The sequence below is a fragment of the Fluviicoccus keumensis genome, assembly GCF_004217445.1.
Taxonomy (GTDB): Bacteria; Pseudomonadota; Gammaproteobacteria; order Pseudomonadales; family Moraxellaceae; genus Fluviicoccus; species Fluviicoccus keumensis.
Genome location: NZ_SHKX01000013.1, coordinates 106,745 through 119,268 on the forward strand (window position 1 = coordinate 106,745; position 12,524 = coordinate 119,268).

Genomic DNA, 12,524 nt, shown 5'->3' on the forward strand with positions numbered 1-12,524 from the left:
ATAATTCCGGAAATATCGAACATAAGGCCTCCGCCATGCCCCTGAACGCGCCCGACGCCGTCACCCGACTTGCCGCCCTGGCCCAGGAAACCCGTCTCGCCATCTTCCGCCTGCTGGTGCAGCAAGGACCGGAAGGCTTGCCCGTCAGTCGCATCAGTGATGGGCTGGACGGACTGCCCGGCTCGACGCTGTCCTTCCACCTCAAGGAATTGCAGCATGCCGGACTGGTGCGCTCGCGGCAGGAAGGCCGCTCGGTGATTTACAGCGCCCATTACCCGGCCATGAACGAGCTGATCGGCTTCCTCACCGCCAACTGCTGCGGCGGCGAGACCTGTGAACTGACTTCCGGCGAATCCGCCGCCTGCTGCTGAACCCCACCCTGCAAGGAGAATCCCCCATGAGCATCAAAGTCGGCATCAACGGTTTCGGCCGCATCGGACGCCTGGCGCTACGCGCCGCCTGGGACTGGCCGGAACTGGAATTCGTGCAGATCAACGACCCCGCCGGTGATGCCGCCACCCATGCCCATCTGCTGAATTTCGACTCCGTGCACGGGCGCTGGCGTCATGAAGCCGCCGCCGACGGCGACGCGATCGTCATCAACGGCCGCCGGCTGACGGTAACCGCGAACAAGGCCATCGCCGACACCGACTGGTCAGGCTGCGACGTGGTGATCGAGGCCAGCGGCAAGATGAAGACCGTCGCCATCCTCCAGGACTACCTGAAGCAGGGCGTGAAGCGCGTCGTCGTCTCCGCGCCGGTGAAGGAAGCCGGGGTGCTGAATGTGGTGATGGGCGTCAACCAGCACCTCTTCGACCCGGCCGCACACCGCATTGTCACCGCCGCTTCCTGCACCACCAACTGCCTGGCGCCGGTGGTCAAGGTCATCCACGAGCACCTGGGCATCCGCCACGGCTCCATCACCACCATCCACGACCTGACCAACACCCAGAGCCTGCTCGACCAGCCGCACAAGGACCTGCGCCGCGCCCGCGCCAGCGGCATGAGCCTGATTCCCACCACCACCGGCTCGGCCACCGCGATTGCGGAAATCTTCCCCGAATTGAAGGGCCGCCTGAACGGCCACGCCGTGCGAGTACCGCTGGCCAACGCCTCACTGACCGATTGCGTGTTCGAGGTGGAGCGCCCGACCACGGCAATGGAAGTGAACTCCCTGCTGAAGGCTGCCTCCGAAAAGGAACTGAAAGGCATCCTCGGCTACGAGGAACGCCCGCTGGTGTCGATCGACTACCGTACCGACCCGCGCTCGTCGATCATCGACGCGCTGTCGACGCTGGTGGTGAACGGCACACAGGTGAAAATCTACGCCTGGTACGACAACGAATGGGGCTACGCCAACCGCACCGTCGAACTGGTGAAACTGGTGGGCGCGGCATGACCCCGGCGGTCCGCCAGTACCTGCTGGTCACCGGCAATTACTGGGCCTTCACCCTCACCGACGGCGCGCTGCGCATGCTGGTGGTGCTGCATTTCCATGCGCTGGGCTACTCGCCCCTGCAGATCGCGGCACTGTTCCTGTTCTACGAATTCTTCGGCGTGGTCACCAACCTGCTGGGCGGGTATCTGGGGGCGCGGCTGGGGCTGAACCGCACCATGAACCTGGGGCTGAGCCTGCAGGTGGGGGCGCTGCTGATGCTGACCGCGCCCGCCGCCTGGCTGACGGTGCCATGGGTGATGGCGGCGCAGGCGCTGTCCGGCATCGCCAAGGACCTGAACAAGATGAGCGCCAAGAGCACCATCAAGCTGCTGGTGCCGGAGGGCGAACAAGGCAAGCTCTATCACTGGGTGGCGGTGCTGACCGGCTCGAAGAACGCACTGAAGGGCGCGGGCTTCTTCCTGGGCGGGGCGTTGCTGGCGGCGGTCGGCTTCACCGGCGCGGTGCTGGGCATGGCGGCGGTGCTGGCGCTGGTCTGGATCGGCAGCCTGATCGGCCTGAAGCAGGACCTGGGCAAGAAGGCCGCCAAGCCGAAATTCCGCGAGTTGCTGTCGAAGAGCCCGGCGATCAACCGGCTGTCCGGAGCGCGGCTGTTCCTGTTCGGCGCCCGCGATGTCTGGTTCGTGGTGGCGCTGCCGGTGTACCTGAGTACAGTGTTCGGCTGGAATGTGTCGCAGGTGGGAGCCTTCCTGGCGGCGTGGGTGATCGGCTACGGGGTGGTGCAATCCTTCGCGCCTTACCTGACCGGCAAGCGTCAGGGCCGGGTGCCGGACGGCCGCGCCGCCTTCGCCTGGGCGGCGGCGCTGGCGGGAGTTCCGGCGCTGATTGCGCTGGGGCTGGCGGCGGGCGTGTCGCCGTGGTTGATGGTGCCAGGCGGCCTGCTGCTGTTCGGGGCGCTGTTCGCGGTGAATTCCTCGCTGCACAGCTTTCTGATCGTGTCCTGGGCCAAGGCGGACGGGGTGTCGCTGGACGTGGGTTTTTATTACATGTCGAATGCACTGGGACGGCTGATCGGGACTATCTTGTCCGGGTGGGTGTTCCAGCAGTGGGGGCTGGAGGCCTGCCTGTGGGTATCGAGCCTGTTCGTGCTGTTGGCGGCCGCCATTTCGGCCGGATTGCCCCGGCAGGAGCCTGCCCATGTTTGAATGGCTGAACAACCAACTGCTGCGCATGGACTGGCTGGCCGCGGGGGTGCGCTGGCTGCTGGAAAGCGGCGGCCTCGACACCACGACCCGGCTGGGCGGCAGCCTGCATTTCTTCATCTACGATGTGATCAAGATCTTCATCCTGCTGGGGGTGCTGATCTTCAGCGTCTCGTGGATCCAGAGCTACTTTCCGCCGGAACGCACCCGCCGCATCCTTGGCGGACTGACCGGCATTCCGGCCAACCTCGCCGGGGCGCTGCTGGGCACGCTGACGCCCTTCTGTTCCTGCTCGTCCATCCCGCTGTTCATCGGCTTCACCAGCGCCGGGCTGCCGCTGGGGGTCACCTTTTCCTTCCTGATTTCCTCGCCGCTGGTCGACCTGGCGTCGGTGATCCTGCTCGCCGGCATCTTCAACTGGAAGATCGCCATCGCCTATGTGCTGACCGGCGTGGTGCTGGCGGTGATCGGCGGCACGATCATCGGCCGCTTGAAACTGGAAAGCCAGGTCGAAAGCTTTGTGTTCCACAGCCCGGTGGTGGACATCCCGCAGGATGAACTGACCCGCCGCGACCGGCTGCGCTACAGCCTGGAACAAGTCCGTGACATCGTGCGCCGGGTGTGGCCCTATATCCTGATCGGCGTCGGCCTCGGCGCGCTGATCCACAACGTCATTCCCCGCGACTGGATACTGGCGGTGCTGGGGCAGGACAAGCCGTGGTCGGTGCCGCTGGCGGTACTGATCGGCGCCCCGATGTATGCCGACATCTTCGGCACGTTGCCGGTCGCGGAAGCGCTGGTGGCCAAGGGCGTGGGACTGGGCACGGCGCTGGCGTTCATGATGGCGGTTACGGCGCTGTCGCTGCCGTCGCTGGTGATGCTGAAGAAAGTGGTGAAGATGCGCCTGCTGGCCACCTTCCTCGGCATCGTCATCACCGGCATCCTGATCATCGGCTACGCTTTCAACGCCTTCAGCAGCTATTTCCTCTAGTCATTTTTACCGGGAGAAACAGGCATGATCATCAAGATTCTGGGTTCAGGCTGCAGCAAGTGCCAAGCCCTCACCGAAAACACGCGCAAGGCGCTGGCGGAAAGCGGACGCGAGGCGGAGATCGTCAAGGTGACGGGCTTTGCGGAAATCGCGGCGCACGGCGTGATGTCGACGCCGGCGCTGGTGGTGGACGGCAAGGTGGTGTCGGCGGGCAAGGTGCTGAACCCGGCGGACATCCGCCGGTTCCTGGGCTGAATCAGTCGCGGATGATGATGGTGGTGCGGGCGGTCAGGGCGTTGCCCAGCCCCTGCATCATCGCTACCAGGAACCACGCCCCCAGCGCGGGCCAGAAACCGTCCAGATGGAAACCGGGCAGGAACCAGGCCACCACGCCCAGCGTGGCGGCGTTGACCACGAACAGGAACAGGCCCAGCGTGATCACCGTGATCGGCAGCGTCAGGATGATCAGCAGCGGCCGCACCACGGTATTGGCGACGCCCAGCAGCAAGGCTGCCCAGAACAGCGTGCCGTAATGCTCGAAACGCACCCCGTCCATCAGATAGTCCGCCAGTCCGAGACCGCAAGCGCTCAGCATCAACCGCACCAGCATCTGGTAAAACATGACATATCCTCAGAGGGAAGGGATGCCGCGCGGCGGGCGCGGCGGATTGTGAACAATTGTACTGCAATTACCCGGCACAAATGCGGCTGATCAGGGGGAAATCAAGTCCCGGACACGCGCCAGCAGATCGGCGGGAACCTCGGCTTCGATGCGGACAGCATGTTCCCGTTCCGCCGCCGTCAGCGGTTCGCGCGCCGCCCGCTGCGCCAGCATGACATCCACCGTGGCATCCGAGGGATCGCGCCCTGCCGCCTGCCGCCGCTCTATGCGTTCGCGTAGCACCGCTTCCGGCGGATCACAATCCAGGATCAGGAACGGAACCCCGGCCGCCTCCGCCAGCCGCCGCGCCGCCTGCCGCCACGCGGCGTCCAGGAAGGTGGCGTCCAGCACCGCCGGATACCCTGCCGCCAGCGCCTCGCGGCCCAGCGCCAGCAGGCGTTCGTAGGTGCGGCGGGTGGCGTCGGGACCGTAAAGCCCCTCTTCGGCCCCGAACATCCGCTTGCGCTCGACATCGGAACGGAAGCGCTGCGCCTGCCAACCGTCCACCAGTTGCTGCGCCACATGGCTCTTGCCCGAACCGGAGACGCCGTGGGTGATTGCCAGGAAGCGTGGCGGCGGCGACCCGTAGCGTTCGGCCAGCGCTGCATAGCGCCGGTATTCGGCCAGTATCAGTGTCCGCGTCGCTTCATCGGGCTGCTGGCCCAGCCGCAGCACGTTCACCTTCGCCCGCACCAGCGCCCGGTAAGCCTGATAGAAACGCATCACCGCCAGCGCCCCGTCATCGCCGCTGCGCTCGCGCCAGCCGTTCAGGAAGCGCTCCGCCAGACCGTCCAGTCCCCGGCTTTGCAAATCCATCACCAGGAAGGCGGCGTCGGAGGCGATATCAATGAGGCGGAAGGCGTCGTTGAATTCAATGCAGTCAAACGGCACCGGCCTGCCGTCAATCAGCGCGATGTTGCCCAGATGCAGGTCGCCGTGGCACTCGCGGACACACCCGGCGGCAATGCGCCGCGCCAGCAGCGGTTGCAGGCGGGCGTACTCCTCCCCTGCCCGGACCTCCAGACGATCCAGACGTTGCAGATCGTCCGCGTCGGTCAACCACGGACGGATCAGCCGGAAATTCTGCTGCATCGGCGCATACAGCGCCTCCGGATGGCATTGGGGATGCCCCGGCGGCGCAGCCGGGGTTTGCCGGTGGAAGTCGGCGATGACCAGCGCCAGCGCCTCCAGCAGGTCGGGCGTCAGCTCACCGGCGGCCGCCAGGCGGTCCAGCAGGCACTCCTGCGGAAACTGGCGCATCCGCACCGCGTATTCAATGACCGGGCCGCCGCCGTCCAGACGCGGCGAGGACACTGAACCGAAAATCGGCACGACATCGCAATAGAGGTCGCCCGACAGACGCCGGTTCAGGCGCAACTCCTCCTCGCAGCAGCGTTTGCGCGACTCCAGCGTGGTGAAGTCCAGGAAGGGGAAACGAACCGGCTTCTTGATCTTGTAGGCATACTCCCCGGTCAACAGCACCCAGGAGATGTGCGTCTCGATCATCCGGAAATTCCGCACCGGATGCGGATAAAGCGCCTTGTTGCGCAGGGCATCGATCAGCATCGGCGTCATGGCCTCGGATTCCTTGGAAAGCATGCAGTCACTATGTTACGCCGACTTGACAGGCATCTGGAAAAAAGACCGGCACTTTCTATACAACCCCCTATACTCTAGGATAAATTGCGAATCGCATCACACTAAATGGGCTTTGAACCAAGCCCGGTTTTTTGTGAGAACCCGGTCACAATCCGTATGGCCAGGTTATGCTAGAACGTTAACGAATTCCTTATATTATCCGGTCTGCCGGCCGGCGGTTGTTCCGTCGGCGCAAGGATCAAGGCGACACCATGCAAATACGCACAACAACAAGAACCGCTGCACCGCGCCGTCGTTCCGTACAGGCCCTGTGCCTGACCGTGGCCGCCCTGCATGGCGCGGATCTTTACGCCGACAACCTCTGGGACCTTTCCCTCGCCGATCTCGGCAGCATCCGCGTTACTTCCATTGCCTCCGGCACACAGACGCCGCTCGACAAGGCGGCCGCCATCGCCACGGTCATCACGGCGGAAGATATTGAAGCGATTGGTGCGACCGATATCGACCAGGTGCTGGAAACCGTGCCGGGCCTGCACGTGGGTCGCTCGGACCAGTCCTTCAATCCCAATTACTATTTCCGGGGCATTACTTCGACCTATAACCCGCAAACCCTGATGCTCATCAATGGCGTGCCGATTACCAGCATGTTTGTCGGCAGTCGCGGTCAGGTCTGGGGGGGTATGCCCGTCAAGTCGATTGCCCGCATCGAAGTGATCCGCGGTCCGGGTTCGGCCCTGTATGGTGCGGATGCCTTCGCCGGGGTCATCAATATCATTACCAAGTCCGCCAACGAGTTAAGAGGCCTGAACGCCGGCGCGCGTGTCGGCAGTTTCAATACCCGTTCCGGCTGGATGCAGTACGGAGGCACCCGCGACGGTATCGATCTCGCCTTCTCACTGGAGGCCGAAACCACAGACGGCTGGAAGGAAACCATTGACTCAGACCGCCAAACGGTCCTCGACAGCTTCACCGGCAGCAAGGCCAGCCTGGCCCCCGGCTCCGTCAATACCATGAAAAAGCTGGTCGAGGCCCGCTTGGACATTGCCAATAATCACCACCGGTTACGGACGGGCTACCAGGCCCGCTTCAATGTCGGTTCAGGACCGGGCTACTTTGAGGCGCTCGACCCGAATTCCCGAGCCGAAGGAGAACGCTTCAATCTGGACTACACCTACTCCGCCAAGGATCTGTCCCCTCATTGGGAGCTGGAGCAACGGGTCAGCTTTTATCGTGGCACCCAAGTGATCAAAAAGGATATCTGGCTGTTGCCGCCAGGTGCGAAGCTGGTCTATCCGGATCCGGTTGACCCCGTCAACAATCCGCCAATTGTCTTCAATTATCCCGACGGTCTGATTGGCAACCCCGGCAACAAGGAAGAAAACGCACGCTTCGACTTCAACACCCTTTTCAAAGGCCTTGACGATCACTACATCCGCTTGGGCGCCGGTTTCTACTGGGGCGACATGTTCGAGGTTACGGAAACCAAGAACTTCAACCCCGACACGTCACCCCGGGGCGGCATCGTGGATGTGAGTGATACCGCCGAAACCTACCTGCCGGAAAAAGACCGCACCAGCTCCTACCTGTACGCACAGGATGAATGGAAACTGACGCCAAAATGGCAGATGACTTCCGGGGTTCGCTACGACCACTACTCGGACTTCGGCAATACGGTCAACCCTCGCCTGGCGCTGGTCTGGGCGGCGCAAAACAACATGACGGTGAAATGGCTGTATGGCCGTGCTTTTCGGGCACCCACGCTGGCGGAACTGTTTGTCACCAGTAACCCGATCAATCTTGGCAATCCGAACCTGAAACCGGAAACCATCGACACCTACGAAGTAGCCCTGTCACATCAGGTCATGCAGAACTTGTCCTACACCGCCAACATCTACAACTACCAGATTCACGACTTCATCACCTTTGTCCCGGATGGCACCGGCCGCATCCAGGCGCAAAATGTCGGCCACCGCAAAGGGCAAGGTTTTGAGGTGGAAGCTGATTACACACCGAACTTCAGCCTGCGTTTCCTGGTGAACTATTCCTATCAGCAGTCGAAAGACCAGAATTCAGGCCAGGATGTGGGTGGCGCACCCAATCAAGAAATCTATGTCCGTAATGAGTGGCTGTTCCTGCCAAGCTGGCATCTGGATACCCAGGTAACGTGGGTTGGCCCGCAGAAGCGGGCGGCGGGTGACACCCGGGCGGCGAGTGATGCCTACACCACGGTTGACCTGACCTTGCGTAAACGGGAGGCCTGGAAGAGTCTGGATCTGGCCCTGTCGGTGCGCAACCTGCTGGATGAGGATGTCCGCGAACCGAGCCCCGGCCCCAGCGCCACCCTCCCGGTGCCGCCGATACTTCATGACTTCCCGATGGCCGGGCGCAGCGCCTATCTCGAAGCGACCTACAAGTTCTAGGAAAAGCGGGCCGGAGATCTAATCCGGCCCGGTGCTTTCACTCCCCGGATTTTCCCGTATCAGTCCCACACCCTCTTCGGGCGGGTCTCCCCTGAAAGACTTTCACAGCGCATGGGGAAAAATGCTCCTTCCGGCTTGTCCCGGGCGTCGATGTAACACGGGGCAATGCCGGTGATGAAACAGGGTGTCAGGAACAACTGGTATTCTTCGGGACTCAGGCCAATGTCAGCCACAATGGCGGTATTGACGGCAGAAATGTTCATCGACAAACCTTTCTCGGCCTTCAGGTAGCGATAGACGTCGAGGGCCAGCCTTAAATAGCGGCCCTCGGCCAATCCCAACTGCTTGGCCTTCTGCAGGGTGTGCGGGATGCGTTCATCCATTTTGGCCAACGGACGGCCATAGCCATAAATCGTCTTTCGTTCCCGGATTTCCCGTTCCACCACGGCGGCCAACGTGTCCCCTTTATCAAGGGCGGCGGCAGTCCGATAAAAGAAATCCAGCGCCCGTTTTTCCGGGCGACGCCCATAGATTGAAGCCTCGCTGATCGCCAGGCCCGCCATGCAGGACAACGACGCCGTACTGCGAACCGAGCCGCCCAGTGCCGCCACATGGTTCGGCCAGATACTGGGATCGGCATAACTTGTGGCTACCCAGAAGTAACTCAGCATCCGGATCTGGTTATCGGCCAGTTCCCGACCGGTAATGCCATAAAGGTACAGCTTGAACCAGTCCCAATCGCCAAGCTCATGGTGAAGATCCTTGCCCCGCATCACCGTTCGCTCGCAGAGGAAGGCCTTACCGATACGGGTGTTCCAAACATGCTCATGATCGAGTAAGGGTTGGTGGCTCATAGACCGAACTCCGAAATATCCGGCATGCCCATCGGGCCGGGATCATCCTGCAAATGAATACGATTGCCGACAAAGGGAAATTTCCGCCAACCGGTTTCCTGTTGTTCCAAGGCATGAACCGCGGCTCCGGGCAAGCCGGAAAACAGGAACAGCATTTCGCCCTGTTCCGGCGAAAAGCCCAGAGAAAACAGGGCGGCCGCCACCACACCGGTCATGGCCAACGGTGCGCCGGCCAGAGCCTCCAGCGCTTCCCGCTCCCGCATCAGCCAACCGAGCGGGCCAGCGGTCTCGAGATGAGCCAGGTAAGCCAATGTTTGCCGGACCGGGGTCGGGCAAGACTCGCCGTTCGGGTCAAAGCCGGGCGCATGCTCGACCGGCAGCCAGATATCAACGTTACGGTTGTCGGATAACTGGCCCAGGGCCGTTTCCCACGCTTCCAGTTGCAAACCGCCCTTTGCCCAAAGCTGCATGGCGAGGCAAACCTCATGCGCACCACCATACTGTCCTGCGCCAACCGCGAGGGCGGCCATCAGTGAACCTGCCGCCGTACTGCCGCCAACACCGCCGTTCATGGCGGCCCTGACGGCCGGGTCGCGCGGGCCTCGATTGGCCAGCGCCACCATCAGGGCATCCAGCATCCTGGCCTGTGAAGGCGAAGGGCGTTCACCACGAAAAAGCAGATAGAGGTATTCGGCCCAACCGGCTTTGCCAAGCACGTCGCCATAGACATCATAGCCATGACAATAACAAGCATGGGCGGCGAAAGGATTATCCGCCTCCGCTTCTTCCTGCCAGATTTTGCTCTGGAATCCTGGTTCGACATCACTCATTACTGCGCTCCGGTCAGCACTTTCATGCGCGCGCCCATCGGCGGCACTTCCTCAGGGTCCACAATCACATCCAGCAGGCAGGGGCCGGGACGCGACACAATGCCGGGGATATCAATTCGGTCGAGGTCGGACAACCGCTCGATGCGGTAGGACTCGATTCCCATCGCCTGCGCCATCAATGCGAAATCAATCTTCGGCAAGGCATGGCCGATGCGCTCCGCGCCGCCGATCTGCTGGCCATGCTTGACCATACCCAGTGAGCTGTCGTTCAGCACGATGAACAGCACATTCAGGTTTTCCTGCAGGGCGACCGTGATCTCCTGCCCGCTCATCAGCATGCTGCCGTCGCCGGTGAAACAGACCACAGGCGCGCCCTTGGCCCCGGCCGCCACGCCTACCGATGCACCGATCGCCCAGCCCATCGACGAAAAGCCGATACCGATGTGGAACAGGCTGCGATGGCGGTTGAAGCCCTTCGGCCGCTTGCAGTTCCAGTAATGGATGCCCCACAGGAAGCTGTTGCCGCTGTCCATCAGCACGCGGGTGTCGTCGGGGCAGAGCGCGCTGACTTTGGTCATCAACGCCTGCGGTTTGACCGGGCCGCTGTCCGCCAGGCATTTGGCCCGGTTGGCCAGATCGATCATGGCGGGCAGGCCGTCATCATCCTGCAGCAAGACCTGGTCCTTGCGCATCGGACTGCGTTCCAGCAGCGCGGCGAAGGGTTTCAGCATCAGCTCGATGGAGCCGAGGATGCACAGGCGCGCCAGGAAAGAACGGCTGAGGTGCTCGGCATTACTGGACAAATGGATCAGGCGGCGAGACATGATGGCGCTGGTATCCCAGCCGCTGGTGGAAACTTCATCCAGCGCGGTACCGATCACCACCACCCGCTCGGCGTTTTCCGGCAACAGTGCTTCGCGTGCGCTTTCATGCCCGGCAAATCCGAACACGCCGCGATAACGGTGATGGAAGCAGTTCACCAAGCCCTTGGCGCGCGGCGTCGTTACGAACAACCAGTTACGCGACTCGACCACGGCCAGAATCTCGTCGATGGCCCCCGCCGCCCCCTCGCCAATCACGACGGTCACTTTTTCCTTGTCCGCCAGCTCCTTCAGCACCAGATGCATGGCCTCCTGGCTGGGCGTCACCTCGTGGTTGATAAAGGCGCGCAACTGGCCCTTATCCTCACTCGGGTCAATCGCCTCGCGCATTACATCCAGCGGAATGCTGAGATGCACCGGACCGGGGCGGTTGCTGATGGCGTAGCTGATGGCCTGCAGCAGCTTCGGCTCCAGCTGCGCGGTGTGCGACACCAGGGTGTTGAAGCGGGTGCAATGCGTAAAGATTTCCACGGTGTTGATGCCGGTGCAGGAGCCGTCCTGCAACGCGCCGCGCCCGAATTTCTCGATGGCGGGCTGGCCGGACAGCACCAGCAGCGGGATGCCGTCGGCATAGGCGCAGGCGACGCCGGTCACCAGATTGGTCGCTCCCGGCCCCGCCGTGGCGCAGCAGACGCCAATGCGGCCGGTTTCGCGGGCATAGCCGTCGGCCATGAACGCGGCCCCGGTCTCGTGACGGGCGATAATGGCGCGGGGACCGCCACGCCGCTCGCTGCGCGCCAGGGCATTATAGAAGGGCTCGATGCTGCCGCCAGGCACGCCGAAGACGTATTTGACGCCCAGGCGTTGCAGGTAATGAAGAATAAGGTCGCCGTTTTCGATCATGGATTCTCTCCCTGGAGTGAATCGCTCCCGGTATATTTTTATGGTTAAGACAGGGGGATGGCGCGCCCTAGAGTAGAAGGTTGGCCCGCCGCCTTCAACGGCTATTTGCAAGAAACATTCCTGCACCATCAATAGCTTTTAACTATCGACATATAACAAATAATTAATTTCACTCCGAGCCGGGCCTGCCCTATGCTAGGCCTGTCGAAACAACCATCCATGCCAAGGAGCAACTTCATGAGCAGCCTTATCAACACCCAGGTTCAACCGTTCAAGACCCAAGCCTTCGTCAGCCGTAACGGCAAGGGTGAGTTCATCACTGTCTCCGACGAAAGCCTGAAGGGCAAGTGGTCGGTCCTGATCTTCATGCCGGCCGCCTTCACTTTCAACTGCCCGACCGAAATCGAAGACGCCGCCAACAACTACGCCGAATTCCAGAAGGCGGGCGCGGAAGTCTACATCGTCACCACCGACACCCACTTCTCGCACAAGGTCTGGCACGAAACCTCCCCGGCCGTGGGCAAGGCGACCTTCCCGCTGGTCGGCGACCCCACCCACACCCTGACCCGCGCCTTCGGCGTGCACATTGACTCCGAAGGCCTGGCCCTGCGCGGCACCTTCGTCATCAACCCGGACGGCGTCATCAAGACCGCCGAAGTGCACAGCAACGAAATCGCCCGCGACGTGTCCGAGACCCTGCGCAAGCTGAAGGCCGCCCAGTACACCGCCGCCAACCCCGGTCAGGTCTGCCCGGCCAAGTGGAAGGAAGGCGCCAAGACCTTGGCTCCGTCGCTGGATCTGGTGGGCAAGATCTGATCGGGACTCTGTAGGGGCGCACGGCGTGCGC

12 protein-coding genes are annotated in these 12,524 nt (G+C 62.4%); 7 read left to right on the forward strand and 5 right to left on the reverse strand.

Annotated elements, in window-relative coordinates:
* Positions 1 to 35: 35 nt before the first annotated feature.
* The 5 genes from EV700_RS11360 to EV700_RS11380 are packed head-to-tail and all read left to right on the forward strand — an operon-like array spanning position 36 to position 3,844.
* Positions 36 to 371, forward strand: a complete 336-nt coding sequence (locus tag EV700_RS11360) for an ArsR/SmtB family transcription factor (RefSeq protein ID WP_130413851.1) — start codon at positions 36 to 38, stop codon at positions 369 to 371.
* 26 nt (positions 372 to 397) lie between these two features.
* On the forward strand, positions 398 to 1,399 hold the full coding sequence (locus EV700_RS11365) for an ArsJ-associated glyceraldehyde-3-phosphate dehydrogenase (protein ID WP_130413853.1): 1,002 nt from the start codon (positions 398 to 400) through the stop codon (positions 1,397 to 1,399).
* Positions 1,396 to 2,601 (forward strand): organoarsenical effux MFS transporter ArsJ, encoded by a 1,206-nt coding sequence (arsJ, locus tag EV700_RS11370; RefSeq protein ID WP_130413855.1) that lies wholly within the window; start codon positions 1,396 to 1,398, stop codon positions 2,599 to 2,601. The genes EV700_RS11365 and arsJ overlap by 4 nt, the downstream gene beginning before the upstream one ends.
* A complete protein-coding gene (locus tag EV700_RS11375) occupies positions 2,594 to 3,589 on the forward strand; it encodes a permease (RefSeq protein WP_207224654.1) in 996 nt (331 codons plus the stop codon). The genes arsJ and EV700_RS11375 overlap by 8 nt, the downstream gene beginning before the upstream one ends.
* A gap of 24 nt (positions 3,590 to 3,613) precedes the next feature.
* A complete protein-coding gene (locus EV700_RS11380) occupies positions 3,614 to 3,844 on the forward strand; it encodes a thioredoxin family protein (RefSeq protein ID WP_130413859.1) in 231 nt (76 codons plus the stop codon).
* 1 nt (position 3,845) lies between these two features.
* On the opposite strand, the gene EV700_RS11385 is transcribed toward EV700_RS11380, so the two are convergent.
* Positions 3,846 to 4,211 carry a phage holin family protein gene (locus EV700_RS11385; protein WP_130413861.1) on the reverse strand — a complete coding sequence of 122 codons (366 nt, stop codon included), beginning with the start codon at positions 4,209 to 4,211 and terminating at the stop codon, positions 3,846 to 3,848.
* A 90-nt stretch (positions 4,212 to 4,301) separates the two neighbouring features.
* Positions 4,302 to 5,825: a bifunctional aminoglycoside phosphotransferase/ATP-binding protein gene (locus EV700_RS11390; RefSeq protein WP_130413863.1), complete on the reverse strand. Its 1,524-nt coding sequence runs from the start codon at positions 5,823 to 5,825 to the stop codon at positions 4,302 to 4,304.
* 275 nt (positions 5,826 to 6,100) lie between these two features.
* Between EV700_RS11390 and EV700_RS11395 the strand changes: the two genes are divergently transcribed.
* Positions 6,101 to 8,269 carry a TonB-dependent receptor plug domain-containing protein gene (locus EV700_RS11395; protein ID WP_130413865.1) on the forward strand — a complete coding sequence of 723 codons (2,169 nt, stop codon included), beginning with the start codon at positions 6,101 to 6,103 and terminating at the stop codon, positions 8,267 to 8,269.
* Between the two features lie 59 nt (positions 8,270 to 8,328).
* Here the strand turns inward: EV700_RS11395 and EV700_RS11400 are convergent, their stop codons facing one another.
* The 3 genes from EV700_RS11400 to EV700_RS11410 are packed head-to-tail and all read right to left on the reverse strand — an operon-like array spanning position 8,329 to position 11,677.
* Positions 8,329 to 9,123 carry a citrate synthase family protein gene (locus EV700_RS11400; protein WP_130413867.1) on the reverse strand — a complete coding sequence of 265 codons (795 nt, stop codon included), beginning with the start codon at positions 9,121 to 9,123 and terminating at the stop codon, positions 8,329 to 8,331.
* On the reverse strand, positions 9,120 to 9,953 hold the full coding sequence (locus tag EV700_RS11405; RefSeq protein ID WP_130413869.1) for a citryl-CoA lyase: 834 nt from the start codon (positions 9,951 to 9,953) through the stop codon (positions 9,120 to 9,122). Before EV700_RS11405 ends, EV700_RS11400 begins: the two co-directional genes overlap by 4 nt.
* The gene (locus EV700_RS11410) at positions 9,953 to 11,677 is read right to left on the reverse strand and encodes a thiamine pyrophosphate-binding protein (RefSeq protein WP_130413871.1); all 1,725 of its coding nucleotides are present in this window, start codon (positions 11,675 to 11,677) and stop codon (positions 9,953 to 9,955) included. The genes EV700_RS11405 and EV700_RS11410 overlap by 1 nt, the downstream gene beginning before the upstream one ends.
* A 237-nt stretch (positions 11,678 to 11,914) precedes the next feature.
* On the opposite strand from EV700_RS11410, the gene ahpC reads away from it, so the two are divergent.
* Positions 11,915 to 12,493 carry an alkyl hydroperoxide reductase subunit C gene (ahpC, locus tag EV700_RS11415; RefSeq protein WP_130413873.1) on the forward strand — a complete coding sequence of 193 codons (579 nt, stop codon included), beginning with the start codon at positions 11,915 to 11,917 and terminating at the stop codon, positions 12,491 to 12,493.
* The last annotated feature ends 31 nt before the right edge of the window (positions 12,494 to 12,524 follow it).

Excerpts from the sequence above, each read along its gene's own strand:
- EV700_RS11365 (WP_130413853.1), top strand. The coding sequence starts at position 398 with ATGAGCATCAAAGTCGGCATCAACGGTTTCGGCCGCATCGGACGCCTG.
- EV700_RS11405 (WP_130413869.1), bottom strand. The coding sequence starts at position 9,953 with ATGAGTGATGTCGAACCAGGATTCCAGAGCAAAATCTGGCAGGAAGAA.
- EV700_RS11395 (WP_130413865.1), top strand. The coding sequence starts at position 6,101 with ATGCAAATACGCACAACAACAAGAACCGCTGCACCGCGCCGTCGTTCC.
- EV700_RS11385 (WP_130413861.1), bottom strand. The coding sequence starts at position 4,211 with ATGTTTTACCAGATGCTGGTGCGGTTGATGCTGAGCGCTTGCGGTCTC.
- arsJ (WP_130413855.1), top strand. The coding sequence starts at position 1,396 with ATGACCCCGGCGGTCCGCCAGTACCTGCTGGTCACCGGCAATTACTGG.
- EV700_RS11375 (WP_207224654.1), top strand. The coding sequence starts at position 2,594 with ATGTTTGAATGGCTGAACAACCAACTGCTGCGCATGGACTGGCTGGCC.
- EV700_RS11360 (WP_130413851.1), top strand. The coding sequence starts at position 36 with ATGCCCCTGAACGCGCCCGACGCCGTCACCCGACTTGCCGCCCTGGCC.
- EV700_RS11380 (WP_130413859.1), top strand. The coding sequence starts at position 3,614 with ATGATCATCAAGATTCTGGGTTCAGGCTGCAGCAAGTGCCAAGCCCTC.
- ahpC (WP_130413873.1), top strand. The coding sequence starts at position 11,915 with ATGAGCAGCCTTATCAACACCCAGGTTCAACCGTTCAAGACCCAAGCC.
- EV700_RS11400 (WP_130413867.1), bottom strand. The coding sequence starts at position 9,123 with ATGAGCCACCAACCCTTACTCGATCATGAGCATGTTTGGAACACCCGT.
- EV700_RS11390 (WP_130413863.1), bottom strand. The coding sequence starts at position 5,825 with ATGACGCCGATGCTGATCGATGCCCTGCGCAACAAGGCGCTTTATCCG.
- EV700_RS11410 (WP_130413871.1), bottom strand. The coding sequence starts at position 11,677 with ATGATCGAAAACGGCGACCTTATTCTTCATTACCTGCAACGCCTGGGC.